Here is a 17,517-nt window from a genome sequence, read left to right as displayed (position 1 = left end):
AGAGTTTACAGTGTCGAATTTTGAATGGCATTCCCAAAATATTTTAACATTTTGCACACATATTCTTGAATGACAACATCCTCAGAAGTTGGTTTAATCAAAGAACTCCACGCTTTGGCATGTGTTAACGGTATGCCAAAATTATCATTTGCATGATGGTTTTCTAAGAAAAAACTAGGTGGCAAAGAAAAAAAAGTTTGTAAAATTTGATGCCATCTTAAAACGGATTCTTGACTGACACCCCATTTTTCTTCATCTTTTACAGTCTCTTGTAAGCACAATAGGCATTCTTCCCAGTTCCACAAAGGGAAAACAAGCTCATCTTCAACGAATTTTAAAAAAGAAGGATCTTTTGGCGCATTGAGCTCTATTAATCGGGTATAAATTCCCTCTTCCTGTATGAATCGGTTGCGTTCCGCATCAACAAATGAATGAAACTTCATCCCAGCCACGAATGGAGAGGGTTCCTCCAAAACGTTGACTAATGTCATTCCTGTAAAATGGGTTTGATCTCTCTTAATGCCACCCAAGTAGCGGATATCGGGAAAAAGATTTCCCAGAAGAAAGCTTTTTTTATCCAGTTCCTCTTCAAATGGGTATCTCTCCAAAAATTGATAGGCTAAATATGTGTGTGTGATGGGTGTTGCTGCTATCAAAAAATTCACATAAAAAACGAAAACCAGTAAGCCTATTTTTTTCATATGCTTTCCTTGTTAGGATTTTTTACAGTTAATGGAGAGTTTAACAAAAACTCACCACTGTGACGATTTTTTATCTCGCGCCATTTTTTAACCATTTGAGCACCAAGTGGTGCCGCCTCTTTTCCTAAAGCCCCATAGCGCAAATAGACAACGACAACGAGCTCTGGATTTCCAAAGGGATCTCGATAAACAAACCGATTTGATTCATAACCGTTTGCATGTTTCGGGTCAAAAGAAATACTTCCAAACCATACATGATTATAAATATTGGTTCCAAATCGAAAGTCAAGATCCAGGTTTTCTACCGATTCAGCTGTACTCGATTTTCCAATCATTTGTTCTTTCAGCTCTAGGAAGCTCTGAATAACTTCTGGATGCCCTTGATACAGTTTAGACAGCGCTGGCATACTATTTTTATAGAGATGCGCATTGACCTGCTGTAATCCCTCCAAAAGAATCTTTCGAATGGCCGTCGGCATGAAAACTTCTTTTTTGACAATCGTCGGCAGCCATTCCACATGACTTTTCGCATTTTCTTCGCAAGGTTTTAGTATCCCTCCAACTTCTAGCTTTTTCCCTGCTGCCATGCGGACAATCTTGGGTTTCAAAATTTTCCCTCCATTCGCTAGAGAAGATAGCATGACAGCTGTCTGCAAGGGCGTGACAATCAATGTATGTTGCCCAATCGCGGTCGCATACAAGCCTGTGCGATTGCTAGCTAGATCTTTAGGGACATTTCCTGAAATTTCACCCGGTAAATCAATTCCTGTTGCACAGCCATATGAGAAATCTTGGGCTGCACGCGCCAAATCATTCGGATCTTGAAAAATATCTCCCGCAAGCAAGCAAAAGTAGGGATTACTCGACGTTTCTATCGCTCTTTTGATATCAATTTTTCCAATTTGAGAGGAAAGACTCTTTGGCAATCTCCCCCCTTTGTAGTGCTGTGGAAGAGCCTTTCCTTCTTCTGTAAACCCGACAAATAATTCCTTACCTTTTCGAAAAACACGATCATCTAATGTTAAAGGATTCAAATCTTGGTAAGTATAAGCTTGCCCATCGAGAAGCATATAACGCTGCCTGAGCGCCTCATAGCCTGTAATCAGTTTAAAAATAGATCCTTGAGTAGCAGCCTGCCGAAAAGCTTGTGAACGTCCATATCCAAATCCGTATTTAGGATAAAATCCCGCTGCTAAATCTTTTTCAAGATGACATTGCGCCCCACTTTTGCGCAACATTCGGTAAGAACCAAATAAAGGACGCGTGAGGTCATGGTAGCCACGCATGGTTTTTAAATAATCGGGAATCAGAGAGGCGGGAATGGTCTTTAGGGCTTTTTGAAGCTTAGCATACGCCATAAACCACTTTTCTTCGGTATGTAGCCCATCCTTAACTTCAAGACGCATTTGATTCAAATGCTCCACATAAACCGCTGTCTTTTCATCTACTGCCCCACATTTTCCCGTTAAAAATACAGATACGAGATCCCATTTATTTTGATCCCAAAATTCGTTAAACAGGACCGTTTCTTGCCGGTCTAGCAAATCCAGATAGGGACGGGCATATTGCTTCGCTTGTTTTTCTTCAAGACGCTTTTGTTTTAAAAAGACTTGCTGATTTTGCTTTCTCCAATCTGCGAAATCCACTTTGTGAAATAATTCTTTAGAGATGGCACAAATGCCCTCCATAAGGCCGACTTGTGCTGCAGAAGCATCACAATAGAAGACGAGAGTCTGATCTCCAACAGCAGCTAAAAGCTCAGGAGAAAATGCTTGTTCTTGCACAGCTAACCGACAGATATCTACCAGCAATATTTTGTCATAGTTGGTGGAAAGAGATTCAAAATAAGGAGAAAGCTTTTGTTTTAGTGCCTGAATAGCCTCTTGGTTTTCCCGAATCTTTCGAAGTAACGCTTCTTTTTCCATGGCAGGAAGTGCCTTGCCTAAAAGAATGTGCCCATCTTCCCTATAGAGCTGATTAAGAATGGCGGGTAGGCGACAATCTTCACATAATTGAATCAAAGCTTCAATATGATTCAAAAATTCGACAGCTAATTTGATATTTTTAATCTTTTGAAGAGGGGTCCTTACAGCATTATCAGGAGGCAAAATCATCGACAGAAATTGTTCCCACTCCATCATGATTCCCTCTTCGTAAAACTCTTCTTTTTTCTTATCATAGAATTCTCTTTCAAATGGCCGTCGCTGATTCCAGATATCTGCAATGTAGGTTTCATTCTCTAACCACCTAAGCACATTTGCCCGTTTTTGTTTGCCAATTGTTTTATGGCTAGAAGAGATAAAGTCGTTTGGATCAAAGCGTGGATAGGTTGCCATGGCCAAAATTTCCCCGCTGGTTGGATCCATGGCGACAATGGAGCCCCCTTTTATCCATGGCTCACGTGTAGTCAAATTGACCGAATCTTCCTTGGTTACCCGGACTTTCCGAATTTGTTCGTTTTGGGCAAGCAATTGTTCCGCATAACTTTGTAATTCAGAAGAAATCGTCAAAAGAAAACGACGTCCTGATAAAGGTTCGGTGGAACCTGGCAATTCTTTTAGAAAATTTCCACGTGCATCTGAATGGTAAAATTTTTTGCCGTGATAGCCCCTTAGATCAGCTTCGAATTGAGATTCAATTCCCGTTTTGCCGACCCAGTCGTTAATCGTATAAGCATGTTCTTCAAGCTCGACTAAAGCTTGTCGAACCTGCTGAGAGGAATCAAACCCATCAGGTAGAAAGGGATCTTCTCCCGATTCTTCCTTGTGGATATACTCTTTTAACTCTGAAATTTTAGCTAAAATTCCTTCATATTTTTCTTTGCTAATAGAGCCCATATAACCGATGATGTCAGACCCTATTTTTCCTTGCGGATAATAACGCCTAGGCACGCACATCACATGAATACCCAGCCATTCACTTTCTAAACCTTTGAGTCGGTAATACTCCTGCTCCGTAATTTCTCGTTTAATGACAAAAGGAACGTGATATTGGAAGGCAGCTTTTGAGTAAATGATATCTTCAATCCAATTTGGATCCAGCTGCAACTCTTTGCCCAAAATTTGGGTGAGTTTTTCAATATATTCTTTTCTTTTGTAAACCTTAGTTTTTTTTCCGTCAGCTCCATAAACGGTTGACGTAGAAGGAATTTGCTGCAATTCAGCATATACAATCGCCGCGTTGTACTGGATTTTGTTAACGGCTAAAGGAATATTAAAGCGATCCCGAATCGTTCCCCTTTTAGAGGCTTCTAAGACTACTTTCTTCTGTGGTCTACTAGATGATTCCAAACGATCTTCATACTGAACCACAGATAAATGCCATACGCGTACGATCACAAGCAAAAGTGCAACTAAGATCACATTTAAGACCCGATTGGCCTTTGCCGGAATATCTAAATTCTGTATGGAAGGTCGGTAAAACCTTCTGGGTTCACGATTTTTTGCCATGCCGATTCCAATTAATCCATTCGATCTTCATTTTCTCTCAATTTTCGAAAAGAAGAAAGAAAAACTCGCTCTATTTTAGCTATCGCAAAATTAACGCGCATGCGTTATATCCACAATAAATAGATGTGATTCCTAAAGAGGATGATTTAAATGCATGATGAGGACCTTTATTGGATCAAAAGATGGGGCGAAGAGTATTTTGATGTAAACGCCCTAGGACATATCGTCGTCAAACCAAATCGACAAGGAGCCGGTGGCGATCTTTTTGAACTCATGACATCTTTAGTCGAACAAGGCATTGAAGCTCCCATTTTGATTCGATTCAATGGAATCGTTAGGGATCGTATTCAACGCTTGAATGCCGCCTTCCAAGCTGCCATTCGGGAATTTAACTACCGCAATACCCATCAAATGGTTTTTCCCATTAAGGTCAATCCACAACGGCACGTCGTTGAAACTGTTCAACATGCTGGCCAAGAGTTTAAAATGGGATTAGAGGTCGGCAGTAAACCTGAACTCATCGCTGTTTTTGCTATCGATACACATCCAGACACCATTCTACTCTGTAATGGATATAAAGACATCGAATACATTTCGTTAGCGTTAATCGCTAGTAAATTAGGGCGTCGAACCCTCATTATTATTGAACAAGCTTACGAATTACAGCTTGTCTTAGATGCCGCCAAAAAATTAGGAGTGGAGGCTGAAATTGGATTCAGAATGAAGCTATCCAATACAGGTTCTGGCCGTTGGAAATCTTCTGGAGGCGAACATTCTAAATTTGGTCTCTTCTCCCATGAAATTATTGCATGCATCGAAACGCTTCAACACCATGAAAAAACCCATTGGCTGAAGCTCTTACACTTTCATTTGGGAAGTCAAATTACGACGATTGAATCTGTCAAAAAAACCCTGAAAGAAGCTTCACGCATGTATACAGAGTTGGCCACGATGCTTCCCTTTTTATCTTTCTTTGATGTTGGTGGTGGACTTGCTGTTGACTATGATGGATCAAAAAGCGATTCTGATTCATCTATGAACTACACCATGGAAGAATATGCTCGTGATGTGGTCTTTGCCATTGGAGAGGCCTGCCTTTCCGCCGATGTTGCTGATCCAATCATCATCACAGAAGCAGGACGTGCAATTGTCGCCCATCATTCTGTTTTAGTTACAGAAGTCATCGATGTCACCACCACCCCCAATATCCCAGAAAAATGGAATGCACATAGCAAGCATGAAATATTAACAACTTTGGATGAATTACAGGATGAACTTTCTTTAAAAAATTGCCGTGAAACATTACATGACGTCATGGAATTGAAAGATCGGGTACTCGAAGAGTTTATTTATGGAACTATGAATTTAAAAGAAAGAGCCTACGCAGAAAAAGCGATCCGTCACCTATTGGCCAAGATTCGCACATTTTACAAACAGCTCCGTCAAATTCCTGAAGAACTCGAAACATTAGACAAAATCCTGCTCGAAACCTATTTCTGTAATTTCTCAGTATTTCAATCGCTGACAGATGCCTGGGCGATTGATCAACTATTTCCTGTAATGCCCATTCAACGCTTACATGAAACACCCTCCCATCAAGCCATTTTGGCTGACCTTACCTGTGATAGTGACGGCAAGATTGATTCCTTTATTGGAGAATACGAACCCAATCACTTTTTAAGACTGCACGACTATCGCAATGAACCCTATTACGTTGGCATTTTCCTTGTGGGAGCCTACCAGGAAATTTTAGGGGGTTTGCACAATCTTTTTGGAGATACAAATGTTGTGCATGCAGAACTTGGAGCCAATGGGCAATGGGACTTATCGAGACTTGTTGAAGGCGATACCATGGCCAATGTGCTTTCCTATGTGCAATATAACTCAGAAAAGCTAACGACACGCTTACATGAACACATTGAGCGTTCTTTAAAAGCTGGTCGTATTACTCTTTCAGAATCGGCTCAAATTAAGAAAAAATTCAAGCAAGCCCTTGAAAGTTATACGTATTTAGTTGTTTAAAAAAAGGTTTATCCCATGCAATCAAAACACCCCATTGGGCAAGGCATAGGCGTTGCCGGCAGATATGTAGGGCTGCCAGACCCCTACGGACAATTATCAGGTGCTGAAATCGTGATCCTCCCGGTTCCCTTTGATTTAACATCGACTTACCAAAAAGGCAGTGACAAAGGACCTGCGGCCCTAATTGAAGCTTCTCGAAACATGGAATTGTATGATATTGAAACCGATTCCGAAGTCTACAAAAAAGGCATCTATACAGATCAGCCTATTCAAGCCAAGACTTCTCAAGACATGTTACAGCAAACTCATGAGCGTACCAAGACACTCCTCTCCCATAACAAATTTGTCGTTACACTTGGTGGAGAGCATTCCATTTCCTACGCCCCCATACGCGCCCATGCCGAACACTTTGGTTCCATCTCCGTTTTACAATTTGATGCGCATGCAGACCTGCAAGATGCCTATGAAGATGATCCATGGAGTCATGCCTCCGTGATGGCCCGTGTAAAAGAGATTTCACAAGTCGACAAAATAGTCTCTGTTGGCATACGTAGCATGAGCTCCGAAGAGCTCCCGAATCTTGATCCTCCAAATACTTTCTTTGCGCATACGCTAGATGACAACAAACATTGGATCGACCAAGTCCTTTCAAAACTGTCAGACCAGGTATACATCACTTTCGATCTTGATGCATTCGACTCTTCCTTAATGTCATCTACAGGCACACCTGAGCCAGGAGGATTGCAATGGAATCAGGCCACACAACTTTTAAAAAAGGTAGCTAAACACAAAAAAATTGTGGGATTTGATGTCGTAGAACTCTGCCCAAATCCCGCCAATCTTTCTTGCGATTTTTTGGCCGCCAAGCTCATTTATAAATTATTAAGCTATACATTTTATTCAAATAGGTTGTAGATCATGAGCATTCGAACTTTCATGCAAAAAAATTTCAAACATTTTAACGCCGCTGTTTGTGTAGATGCCGCTGAAGCATGGATTACCCATTTAAGCCAATCGGGGAAAATGTTTCTAACTATGGCAGGGGCCATGAGCACTGCAGAGCTGGGCATCTCGTTGGCAGAGATAATTCGACAAGACAAAGTGCATGCCATTTGTTGTACAGGGGCTAATTTAGAAGAAGATATCTTTAATCTGGTCGCACACAATCACTATGTGCGCGTTCCTCACTATCGCACCTTGAGTAAAGCTGATGAGAACGAGCTATTAAAGAAAGGGATGAACCGAGTTACGGATACCTGTATTCCTGAAGAAACAGCCATTCGACGCATTGAAAAAGACATTTTGGGACTTTGGAAAAAGGCTGACGAAAGCCACTCAAGCTATTTTCCTTATGAGTACATGTATCAACTTTTGGACTCGCCAAGCATTCAAAAATCGTTCGAAATTGATCCGAAAGATTCCTGGCTAATCGCGGCAAAAGAAAAACATCTTCCGATTTTTACTCCTGGATGGGAGGACTCTACGTTAGGGAATATCTTCATCGGACACGTCATCAAAAAAGACCTTAGCTCTTATGGAATTGTGAAAACAGGCTTTGAACAAATGGCTGTGCTCGTGGACTGGTATAAGCAACAATCCCAACAACACAAGATGGGCTTTTTTCAAATTGGGGGTGGGATTGCAGGAGATTTCTCCATTTGTGCCGTCCCCTTACTGAGACAAGATTTAAAGCAACCAGTTCCTTTATGGGCGTACTTTTGCCAGATCAGCGACAGTATTACCTCTTTTGGTTCGTATAGTGGTGCCGTTCCGAATGAAAAAATTACCTGGGAAAAATTGAGTGTTGAAACACCCAGCTTTATCATTGAATCAGACGCCTCAATCGTCGCTCCGCTCGTTTTCAACTATGTGTTAGGAAATTAAGAAGGGCTGCCGCTTGGCAGCTTTTTTTTCTCAACTTTGTCAAGAATTCCAAAATCAGTTAATCTGAATACTTTCTTAACCATGGAGGAAAGAACTATGCGTTCATCAAATCCTACTTTACAAGACAACACTTTCCGAAGCGAAAGATACTATTCGATAGACGAACAAATGACTGTGTCTGGGGTCGTTAATAAAACAGGAATCCTTTTATCCTGCGTTCTTTTAACAGCCGGCTGGACATGGATTAAGTTTTACCAAACAGGTGACGTTCAAGTGGTTTACCCTTGGATGATGCTCGGTGCAATTGGAGGCTTAGTTTTAGCTCTCGTGACAGCCTTTAAAAAAGAATGGGCACCAGTTACATCCGTTGGATATGCCTTACTTGAAGGACTCTTTATCGGGGGAATTTCGTCCATTTTTGAAAAACAATTCCCAGGTATTGTCATTCAAGCCACAGCACTGACTTTCGGCACACTGTTTTCCATGCTGGCCGCCTACCGTTCCGGCTTTATTCAAGCAACCGACAATTTTAAACTAGGCATAGTGGCTGCGACAGGCGGCATTGCACTCGTCTACGTTGCAACCATGCTCCTGTCTATGTTTGGAATCAATGTTCCGTATATTTATGGAAGCGGACCTTTCGGCATTTTATTTAGCTTATTCGTGGTTGTCATTGCAGCATTGAACTTCATCTTGGACTTTGACTTCATCGAAAAAGGTGCCCGTCAAGGAGCTCCAAAGTACATGGAGTGGTATGGAGCATTCGCTTTAATGGTGACCTTAATTTGGCTGTATGTAGAGTTTTTACGCCTACTATCTAAATTGAGAGACCGCTAAATCCACAAGCCACTCCTCTGGGAGTGGCTTTCTTTAACTATTACATGAAAAAATATTTCTTTTATTTTTGCATTGTTCGCCTAATCGTTTCAAATACTTATGCCCTCCGAATGACCAGGAAAAACTCAAGTCTTTTTTTAAAATATTTAATGCACCAGACGTTTGTTGGATATACTTTATGCGGTGAAAAACCGGTTTCTATTGAACAATTTTGTGAACTTTCAAAAATTCCTCCAATGGTTCCCCTACTCGATTGAGTGGAATGGTTGGAATACGTAGGAAAAAATACGAGCACCTCTTCTCATCAAAATGTTATGTCCTACGATTGATCCCAGAATCGAATTTGTTTGTGATCGTGAATAAATCAGCTGCTAAAAAGGTGATAGAGGAAAATCTAAATTTATTTCAAAAAAGCACCCACTCCATGCAACCCACTGATTATTTCTTAGATAAATTGTGCAATCAAAAAAATAAAGAGTACACAGGACTTCATAGTGACATTTTACTCGGGATTCCGCTTGGATTTGGAAGAAATAATTCTGTTGCTTTTGCGAATAGAAGTTCAATCCAAAAACTCACTTTCCTATGTCTCTCTGGATGAAATAAGAACTTAAGTTCTTATTTAAGCCCTGGATGTATGGTCATTGATCATGAATCAAACGCAAAAGAAAATAGGGAAATTTATCGCTGTTTTAGAGATGCTCGATTGAATCTCCAAAAAGCTTTTAAAGATGGTCGTTACTTTGAAACTTTTGTGAAACTGTTTACCGATGATGTAAGTCCGCTCTAGAACGTCTGAAAAGATTTTAGATATGTTTCATAATCGATCATTCTGCCCTTGATGTCTAATTCCTTTTCTGCAGATATAAGAGCTCTTTCTTCTCTTTCAAATGTAAGGGGATCGCTTTTATCCCAAACAACTTGAATCATTTCGAACTGCCCTTCACGATCTTTTGTAATAAAATCTATTTCGTAACCTTCGCTGGTGCTGTAATAAAAAATCTCTTTTTTTTGCCTTCGCAAATCTAGATAAACCTGATTTTCGAGCAGTTTTCCAAAATTTAGAGAAAGATTGAAGGTATGCATTAATTAAACCATTGTCAACAGCATAGATCTTTTTCGGCGTTGTTTCTAAAGCGCGCACAGATTCTGTAAACATGGGAATCGCAAAAATAACAAAAGCGTCTTCCAAATACTCTAAGTAACTGTATAACGTATCCTTTCCTACTTTATGTCCTTGGCTAGTCACATCTTTATAAAACTTGTTGATAGAGGATCTAGAAGCAGCATTTTTCAGAAGCACATTCACAAAATACTTAAGCAATTTTATGTTACTTACTTTATGCCGTTCTACAATATCCCTGAAAACAACCACTTCCACATAATTCTGTAATGTTTCTAGTCTTTCGTGAGTCGATAATGCTTGGATGCCCGGAAATCCCCCTTTTTGGAAAAATCCTAATAGGTGAAAGCGATAGCTATCTAAGATTTTTTTCCCAAATGGCTTAGAAGGCAAAGGAATACTTTGAGAATCTAAATATTCAATAAAGTTGTAAGGTTGAATTTCTACGGATAGAGACCGCCCACGTAAGGATGTTGAAATTTCCTTGCTAAGTAACTTAGCCGACGAGCCGGTGACATAAATTTCAACGTCTTTTGTATCCAAATAACCAAGGGCCATCCTTCTACATTTTGAACTTCATCAAGAAAAAGAAAGCAGCGATGGTTGTGTAAATCGGGTTGAAGTATATAGAGAGCATCGACCATTTCCCCCATTTTTTTTTGGTCAATTGGCATCAATCTATCATCTTCAAAATTAAGATAAAGTAGACGATCTAATGAAATATTATGAAATGAGATCTCTCATTGTTTGGAATAAAAAATACGTTTTTCCAGAGCGCATGATTCCAACCGCAACTTTGGCAATATTTTTTGCTTCAGGAAACTGATAATTACGCCTAATGCTATCTGTCGTTTTGCTCAATGATGCTTTGAATTCTTCTTGAAGAACTTCCAAAATTTTTTCCATGCTTTCCTCTTGTGGAAGACCAACATCTCTCAATTCTTTCCTTTTAAACAAGGATAATAAAAAATCTATTAAATGTCGAATAGAGTACAATATTTAAAAAAAACCCTCATCCCATACTAGGATTTAATGCAATAAAGGGTCGCTTTGTTTGTACAAATTACGTACATTTTGCTAAAATTAAAGAAATAGTATAGGAGCATTTATGAAAAAAGATCGCGTAGAGTCTAGAACTTCCCATCAAGAAAGGGAGCAGTTCGAGAAAGCAGCCACGTATCTTGGTATAAATTTATCTGCTTTTTTACGGATGGCTGCTCTAGAGAGATCTGCTGAAATTGTAAAAGAAAGCAATCTTCTCGTTCTGTCAGATAGAGATAGAGATACATTTTTAGCTGCTCTAGAAAATCCTCCAGAACCAAATGAAAACTTAAAAAATGCTTTTCTAGAATACAAAAAAAAATATGAGTAGTGCACTTAAAAATACATTATCTCTTTTGGAAGTCACTCCCGAAAGCTATAAATACTTTTCTTGTGGCAGCTTAGAGCTCGATGAATATCTAAAAAAGATATGCAAAAGGTAACCATAAAAAGGCCTCGGAAAGACGTTTGTATTGAAAGAAGAGGGCATTGTTATAGGTTTTTATACCATAAGTATGGGTTCTTTAGCCTTTTCCTCAGTTCCTAATGATAAAAGAGCAGGCTTACCAAAATATCCCACTCCTATAGCAAAAATAGGACGACTTGCTGTTGATGAAAGATTTAAAAAAAGTGGGGTGGGCAAATTTTTGCTGATCGATGCTCTTTTAAGAATTCATGAAGCATCTCGACTTATTGCAGCTTTTGCGATTATTGTAGATGCCAAAGATTCAAATGCAAAAGCATTTTATAAGCATTTCGGTTTTATAGAATGCCAAGATAGTGATCTAACATTATTTCTACCCATGGAAACGGTTCAAAAGCTGTTTGTGGCATAATTATTGAAAAGAATAAAGCAAGGATATCCTAAAGGAAGTGTAATGATACAACTATAGAAATTGCTTGCAGCTTTTTCTGCATTCTCAATTCATTCCATTAGCTTTTGAAGAGACATATGAAGGATGTTATCAGGTCTATAATTTTTTAAAATTTTAATGTCAGCTTCATTGTATTTTTCTCTTAATTTTTGTGTCTCTGTAGAATGCGGATCTATTAAAAACTCACATAAAAGAACATTTTCACAGCCGACAAACCCAATAAAAAATTATTTACAAAAACTACAAAACATATCCCCTTCTTAAAATTTTCCCAAAGGAATGGCTGGACCACAATAAAGAAAACACAACTAAGAGAAAAAGGAGCAATCTATTCATAATCTACGTCCGAGCGATTGACCCATTAGACATTTAGTTTCGATATGGTTCAAGCTTGCCTGAACAAGATCTTCATCTAAATGCAACGTGTTTGGCTCAAAAAGGAGAATAAGGGAGGATCCTCCAAACGAAAAATACCCTTTTTCGTCCCCTTTTTTGATTGGGGAATGGGGAGTGTAAGTTTGGTGAATACTACCGACGAAGGTGGCTCCAATTTCAATGAAAAGCACTTTGCCAAACTGAGCCGTTTCGAGCTCACATAGCGTTCTTTTGTTTTCCGTGAAGATTTCCACGTTTTGCCGAATGGCAATGGGGTTAACGGAATAAAGGTCGCCAGGAATCATATTTGTGATGCCAGGAATACACTCACAAGGAAAATGGTACCGATGGTAATCTGTGGGGCACAAACGCGCCATCACCATGGTCGCCTGTCGATATCGGTTGGCTAATTCTGAATCCTTAAGCAATTCATCCAAAGAGAATTTCTTCCCTTTCACAACAAACCCATCAATCGTTTCAATGTTTTGATAGCACAAATACCGTCCATCAGCGGGCATGATCGCCACATTCTCTTCTTTGGCAAGGGGACGAGCATCTGGTTTGAGTTTACGGATGAAAAAATCATTAAAGGACTTAAACTGTTCCACAGGCAGAGCAAATTCTGATGGATTTACCTGAAATGCATCGATGAAAGGCTGAATTTTTTTTGCTGTCCACGATTGCGATTGCCACCAACCATAAAAGGAAGAAAAAATGGGAAAGCGCGCAAGAAAAAACAGAACGGATGCCCCCAAGGTTCGACTTAATAGATCGCGTCCATATAAAAGCTTGAGGAATTGTCCTCCGTAAACTTTTTCGGTCTCTACTGTCTGTGAAAGGCGATCGATATACTGAATGGTTTCCATATTAAGAGGGTCTTGGCAATCCACGCTTTGCTCCAACTTGGGAGAAAAGGCTAAGTTCTTTTAAAAACTCAGGAGGAAATGCATGGGACAAATGGGTTTCTTCAATGAGAGTTTGAGCCTTATAAGCCACTTTCACAAGGCGAAAAAGCATTTCACGATCTTGTTGGTTGTGAATATACTCGTTTTGCATACGCACATATTCTGTTAATAACTCTTTCAACTGCTTTTGTTGCTGCGAGAGTTCTTCAGATGCTTTTATCACGTGGTCTAATTGTGCAAGAGGATTTGCTTCAGATTCAATGGATTGATTAAAACGAGGAGTATCGGCTGTGATTGGACGAAGCTCATCAGCGAATAAAGTTTGGGTTAAAGCAACTAAAGTAACTAACAGAAGAGAAAGTTTCTTAGTCATTTGATCCTCTTTAAAATGAACTTCATAAAAAAAACCAATCGCAAGATAACTCACGATTGGTTTCATAAAATTACTGAGAAACAGTCCAACGTTCAAAGCTTGTCAACTGAAGGTCTTTGCCTTTCTGTTTGACGAGATCTTCGATTTTGACTGAATCGTCTTTGATGTACTTTTGGCAAACTAAGCATGCTGTATCGTAGAAATAGTTCAATTTCCCTGCAATAATCTTGTCTGCTACAAAATCAGGCTTTCCAACAACTTGGCTGCGTGCGATCTCTTTTTCTTTTTCCAATACTTCGCTTGGAACTTGCTCTGGAGATACATACTCAGGTGCTGCTGCTGCAACATGCATCGCAATATCTTTTGCGAGGGCTTCTTGCTCATTGCTTCCTGTGATTTCAACGACAGTTACCATTTTCCCGCCAAGGTGAGAGTAAACTCCAACCGAAGTGTTTGCCTTTTTAGGCAGCACTTTTAAGCGTTTAATTTGGATGTTTTCGCCAATTGCTTGAACGAGCGAAGAACGCAGATCATCGATTGTCATGTTGCTGTCTTGAGAATATTTCTGTTGAAGAAATGCTTCTAAAGATACTGGATTTGTGTCTGCAATTTCTTTCGCAATGGCTTGTACAAATTGCTGAAAACGTTCGTTTTTAACAACGAAATCTGTCTCTGCATTCACTTCTACAAGGGCGATGGCTTTATCGTTCTGAGCTTCACCGATCATGCCTTCATTCGTCGTACGTCCTTCTTTCTTCACAGCTGAAGCTGCTCCAGATTTACGTAGATTAGTGATCGCGAGTTCCATGTCGCCATTTGCTTCTTCCAAAGCTTTTTTACAAGCACCCATGCCGATGCCTGTACGCTCGCGAAGCTCTTTAATCATTGCTGCAGTTACGGGTGTGGACATAGTTTACTCCTCCCCTCTGCCTGCATCATCATCTGAGCCAACGCGCACTATAAATTCTTCGCCTTCTTCCTCATCCTCTTCCACAAAGTCACCTTTGCTAGATGCGACGCGCATTTCATTCTTTTTCTCGATGATCGATTGTGCCAATGCTTGCACGATGAGTTTAACGCTTTTCAAAGCATCGTCGTTACATGCGATGACGTATTCGATTGGATCTGGATCGCAGTTTGTATCGACCAAGCCCATGACTGGGATGCCTAGTTTGTTTGCTTCTGCAACAGCTAAGTGTTCTTTGCTTGGGTCAACAACGATCACGAGTCCTGGCGGTTTGCGCATGCCACGAACGCCGGAAAGGTTTTTTTCAAGTTTAATTTGTTCTTTAGTGAGCAAGGAGAATTCTTTTTTGGTGAATCCTTCTGTTCCTGCTGCAATACGCTTTTCGATACGCTCAAGTTTCTTGATTGACTGACGAATGGTTGTCAAGTTTGTCAACATTCCACCTAACCAGCGCTCGCAAACGTAGAATTCGCCACACTGTTCAGCTAAATCGCGAACAACGGCTTTTGCTTGTTTTTTTGTTCCAACGAACAGAATAGATTTATGGCTTTCGACAACTTGCTTAACAATTTCTTTTGCGTAGCGGATTTGCTGCAATGTTTTTGCTAAGTCAATGATGTAAAGACCGTTGCGCTCTTCGAAAATGAAGCGCTTCATTTTTGGATTCCAGCGACGTTTTTGGTGTCCAAAATGCGCGCCAGCTTCCAATAAATCTTTTATTGTAACTTCTTGATATGTTTCTTGTTGTGCCAAGCCTTGTCCCTTTCTTTTGACGACGGCATTTCTCCCTGAGGGAAAAATTTCGGTCTTGGTTTTTTTTGATGTTTATTTGGATTGTGAAAAGTAGCGCCTGATCAGAATCGAACTGACACTCGTAGCTTGGAAGGCTACTGTTCTACCATTGAACTACAGGCGCGGCTCAAGTGAAAATAGAGAGTATGCAAATTTTCGGATTTTATTGCAACTCTCTTTTTCATGATTTTTTACTTTTGTTGCTCTTCTTTGATTTTTTTCAGTGTATCCAACCAAAAAGAATCCGTTGGAGATTCGACAAGCATACTTAGAGTTAAAGCTTTGGCCTGTCCCCAATCTTTTTCTTCAATCGCTTTCCGCACGAAATAAGCTTTCGCATCTGCTGATTCATCCTGAATTGAGCGATAAAACATACGTGCTGAGTATTCATCTCCTTGCTTTAAAGCGATGCGAGCCAGGGCCTCTTTTCCCATGATGGAATCGCTGAAATCGGGAAATTGCTCGATGAATTTTTTGGCTTGCCCATAGAGGCCTTGTTTCTGGTACAATTCGCTGACTAATTGAATGGCTCTTAATCCGACTTCTGGCTCTCCAACCAAATTATGAAGCCTTGCACGAGCCACGTCAATATCGCCCCGCTCAATTAAGAGTTCCCCGATCGTTAACGAGAGCTCTGGAGACTTCTTTTGTCCAAGCGCAAAACGTAATGCCTCTTCGGCATTGCGATTTTCCCATAGAGCGTGCGTTAAACGATAAGCAACCCAGTCTGGAATATTTTCGGAGAGGTCTCTTCCATTATACATCGCCAAAGCCGCCTCATTCCATCCCGCAGCTAAAAGTGCCACCGTAAAAGCATGGTCACTCTCCAGAATTTCTTTTAAGGGCTGAGGGAATTCATCCGGCCTGAAACCACTTCTCACATAAGTGTTTAGCTCTGAAAAAAGCGTGTCTTCGGGGTGAGGAGCCGATTCATTTTTTAATAATTCATCAAAAGATTCGAGCTCTTTCCGTTGTCTGTAGGAGATGATTTGGCGTAATGCCTGCTCAAGCTCTGGATTCCAAGACTCAAATTTAAATGGATTTTTGGCAATCAATTGGTAAGCAGCTTCTTCGTTCCCTTGTTTAAGCTCCGCTAACATTTGCAACCAAAATGTGGCTTGTTGATTGTTGAGATAAACCTCTGAGGCATTCAATTGTGCAAATGCATGCGCATCCCAAAATTCACCAGGCTTTAAAACTAATAAATAATTGATGAACGGCCTTAATTTCCCTCTCGGAGCCTTTTCTTCCTTCCAATTAAATTGAGCCGGAGTTGTCATGCGACTCCAAAATAAGGCTTTCAACCAAATAGTGTCTAAACTCGGAAGAGGAAGCCCTCTGGTCCACAAGTCGATTGCATCCACATAATTTTTTTGTCTAAGCTGAAATTCGGCAGCCTGGTCAATCAAAAACAGATTATCAGGATGTTCTTGAAGAGCCGCTAAATACTCACTGAAGGCCAACTGCTTTTTCCCGATGGTTTCAAGAACTTTTCCACGATATGAACGAATTTCTGGATCATGCGGAGAAAGCTTATGCGCTTGATTGAGGTAATCCCAGGCCATGCGTGGATTTTGATCTTTGAGATGAAGAAGCGCCAAATGGCTCAACCGTTTTAATTCGCTTTTTTGATCGCCCAATGGTTGAAATTTAAGGAGTGTAATCGCATCTGAAAGACGGCCTGCACGTGCCAACATTTCCACATCTAAGAAAAGCCATTTTTCTTTTTGTCCCTCCTGCCCCTCCCAAAGAGACCGAATGCACTGATACTCTTTCGTCTTTTGATCAAGCACACACTTATCCGCTATCGTCAAAGCAGCCTTTTCGTTTGCGTCAAAGGCATCTGGAAATGAACGATGCAAAATCAGTAATTGTTGAATGTTCCCCTGTTTCTCACTGGCATCAATCATGAGTCTTAGCCATTGCTTGCCACTCGCAGAATATCGCTCCATTTCAGGCTCATATTGCCGAATAATCGCCAAAGCTTCTGCAAAACGACCATCCTCAACAAAACGAGTAGCCACCTGCATTTCAAGGGCCTCTTCCATGTGCGTCTTTGGGACGGCAAGCGTTTCTTCCTGATTCAACCAGTAAAAAGATCCTCCAATCACAGCAGCGATGCCGATCAGAGAAAGAATAGAGACAACCCATTTGCGCATAGATCCACCAAATT

Annotated in this window: 14 protein-coding genes, 1 tRNA gene and 1 pseudogene; 6 read left to right on the top strand and 10 right to left on the bottom strand. The window is 40.4% G+C overall.

Annotated features, from left to right (window positions below; all coding sequences use genetic code 11):
• Positions 1-5: 5 nt before the first annotated feature.
• A complete protein-coding gene (locus AB7E63_RS02430) occupies positions 6-701 on the bottom strand; it encodes a hypothetical protein (RefSeq protein ID WP_006342357.1) in 696 nt (231 codons plus the stop codon).
• On the bottom strand, positions 698-4,150 hold the full coding sequence (locus AB7E63_RS02425; protein WP_006342356.1) for a penicillin-binding transpeptidase domain-containing protein: 3,453 nt from the start codon (positions 4,148-4,150) through the stop codon (positions 698-700). Before AB7E63_RS02425 ends, AB7E63_RS02430 begins: the two co-directional genes overlap by 4 nt.
• Before the next feature lie 150 nt (positions 4,151-4,300).
• Here AB7E63_RS02425 and speA point away from each other — a divergent pair, with 150 nt between their 5' ends.
• The 4 genes from speA to AB7E63_RS02405 all read left to right on the top strand — a co-directional run bounded on the left by speA (position 4,301) and on the right by AB7E63_RS02405 (position 8,893).
• Positions 4,301-6,172: a biosynthetic arginine decarboxylase gene (speA, locus tag AB7E63_RS02420; protein WP_013924360.1), complete on the top strand. Its 1,872-nt coding sequence runs from the start codon at positions 4,301-4,303 to the stop codon at positions 6,170-6,172.
• Positions 6,173-6,187: 15 nt separating this feature from the next.
• Complete coding sequence (gene speB / locus AB7E63_RS02415) at positions 6,188-7,087, top strand: agmatinase (protein WP_428418607.1); 900 nt, start codon at positions 6,188-6,190, stop codon at positions 7,085-7,087.
• A 3-nt stretch (positions 7,088-7,090) separates the two neighbouring features.
• Positions 7,091-8,056 carry a deoxyhypusine synthase family protein gene (locus AB7E63_RS02410; protein WP_428418605.1) on the top strand — a complete coding sequence of 322 codons (966 nt, stop codon included), beginning with the start codon at positions 7,091-7,093 and terminating at the stop codon, positions 8,054-8,056.
• A 96-nt stretch (positions 8,057-8,152) separates the two neighbouring features.
• Positions 8,153-8,893 (top strand): Bax inhibitor-1/YccA family protein, encoded by a 741-nt coding sequence (locus tag AB7E63_RS02405; protein WP_013924358.1) that lies wholly within the window; start codon positions 8,153-8,155, stop codon positions 8,891-8,893.
• 786 nt (positions 8,894-9,679) lie between these two features.
• On the opposite strand, the pseudogene AB7E63_RS02400 reads toward AB7E63_RS02405, so the two are convergent.
• Positions 9,680-10,669 (bottom strand): annotated as a pseudogene (locus AB7E63_RS02400) (ATP-binding protein).
• Positions 10,670-10,739: 70 nt separating this feature from the next.
• Complete coding sequence (locus AB7E63_RS02395; protein ID WP_148265713.1) at positions 10,740-10,922, bottom strand: hypothetical protein; 183 nt, start codon at positions 10,920-10,922, stop codon at positions 10,740-10,742.
• Between the two features lie 202 nt (positions 10,923-11,124).
• Here AB7E63_RS02395 and AB7E63_RS02390 point away from each other — a divergent pair, with 202 nt between their 5' ends.
• Entirely contained in the window at positions 11,125-11,388 is a 264-nt protein-coding gene (locus AB7E63_RS02390) for a DUF1778 domain-containing protein (RefSeq protein ID WP_428418602.1), read from the top strand.
• Positions 11,389-11,530: 142 nt separating this feature from the next.
• A complete protein-coding gene (locus AB7E63_RS02385) occupies positions 11,531-11,893 on the top strand; it encodes a GNAT family N-acetyltransferase (protein WP_013924349.1) in 363 nt (120 codons plus the stop codon).
• Positions 11,894-12,264: 371 nt separating this feature from the next.
• On the opposite strand, the gene AB7E63_RS02380 is transcribed toward AB7E63_RS02385, so the two are convergent.
• From AB7E63_RS02380 to AB7E63_RS02355, 6 genes are all read right to left on the bottom strand, one after another.
• Complete coding sequence (locus AB7E63_RS02380) at positions 12,265-13,173, bottom strand: phosphatidylserine decarboxylase (protein ID WP_428418628.1); 909 nt, start codon at positions 13,171-13,173, stop codon at positions 12,265-12,267.
• Between the two features lies 1 nt (position 13,174).
• Positions 13,175-13,585, bottom strand: a complete 411-nt coding sequence (locus AB7E63_RS02375; RefSeq protein ID WP_232503235.1) for a hypothetical protein — start codon at positions 13,583-13,585, stop codon at positions 13,175-13,177.
• Between the two features lie 70 nt (positions 13,586-13,655).
• Positions 13,656-14,495, bottom strand: a complete 840-nt coding sequence (gene tsf, locus AB7E63_RS02370) for a translation elongation factor Ts (protein WP_006341967.1) — start codon at positions 14,493-14,495, stop codon at positions 13,656-13,658.
• A 3-nt stretch (positions 14,496-14,498) separates the two neighbouring features.
• Entirely contained in the window at positions 14,499-15,305 is an 807-nt protein-coding gene (gene rpsB, locus AB7E63_RS02365; protein ID WP_006341968.1) for a 30S ribosomal protein S2, read from the bottom strand.
• Positions 15,306-15,397: 92 nt separating this feature from the next.
• Positions 15,398-15,468: transfer RNA gene (locus tag AB7E63_RS02360), tRNA-Gly, on the bottom strand.
• A 67-nt stretch (positions 15,469-15,535) separates the two neighbouring features.
• Positions 15,536-17,517: hypothetical protein (locus tag AB7E63_RS02355; protein WP_428418599.1), on the bottom strand; the 1,982-nt coding region annotated here is incomplete at its 5' end.

It is taken from the genome of Parachlamydia sp., assembly GCF_050255895.1.
In the GTDB taxonomy this organism is placed as follows: domain Bacteria; phylum Chlamydiota; class Chlamydiia; order Chlamydiales; family Parachlamydiaceae; genus Parachlamydia; species Parachlamydia acanthamoebae.
Note: the sequence above shows the minus strand (reverse complement) of the source record. Positions and strands in the feature narration are given on the sequence as shown.

What these genes read in the sequence shown, in the direction of transcription:
- AB7E63_RS02390 (WP_428418602.1), top strand. Translation starts at nt 11,125, where the DNA reads ATGAAAAAAGATCGCGTAGAGTCTAGAACTTCCCATCAAGAAAGGGAG.
- tsf (WP_006341967.1), bottom strand. Translation starts at nt 14,495, where the DNA reads ATGTCCACACCCGTAACTGCAGCAATGATTAAAGAGCTTCGCGAGCGT.
- AB7E63_RS02410 (WP_428418605.1), top strand. Translation starts at nt 7,091, where the DNA reads ATGAGCATTCGAACTTTCATGCAAAAAAATTTCAAACATTTTAACGCC.
- AB7E63_RS02375 (WP_232503235.1), bottom strand. Translation starts at nt 13,585, where the DNA reads ATGACTAAGAAACTTTCTCTTCTGTTAGTTACTTTAGTTGCTTTAACC.
- speA (WP_013924360.1), top strand. Translation starts at nt 4,301, where the DNA reads ATGCATGATGAGGACCTTTATTGGATCAAAAGATGGGGCGAAGAGTAT.
- AB7E63_RS02430 (WP_006342357.1), bottom strand. Translation starts at nt 701, where the DNA reads ATGAAAAAAATAGGCTTACTGGTTTTCGTTTTTTATGTGAATTTTTTG.
- AB7E63_RS02395 (WP_148265713.1), bottom strand. Translation starts at nt 10,922, where the DNA reads ATGGAAAAAATTTTGGAAGTTCTTCAAGAAGAATTCAAAGCATCATTG.
- speB (WP_428418607.1), top strand. Translation starts at nt 6,188, where the DNA reads ATGCAATCAAAACACCCCATTGGGCAAGGCATAGGCGTTGCCGGCAGA.
- AB7E63_RS02380 (WP_428418628.1), bottom strand. Translation starts at nt 13,173, where the DNA reads ATGGAAACCATTCAGTATATCGATCGCCTTTCACAGACAGTAGAGACC.
- AB7E63_RS02405 (WP_013924358.1), top strand. Translation starts at nt 8,153, where the DNA reads ATGCGTTCATCAAATCCTACTTTACAAGACAACACTTTCCGAAGCGAA.
- AB7E63_RS02425 (WP_006342356.1), bottom strand. Translation starts at nt 4,150, where the DNA reads ATGGCAAAAAATCGTGAACCCAGAAGGTTTTACCGACCTTCCATACAG.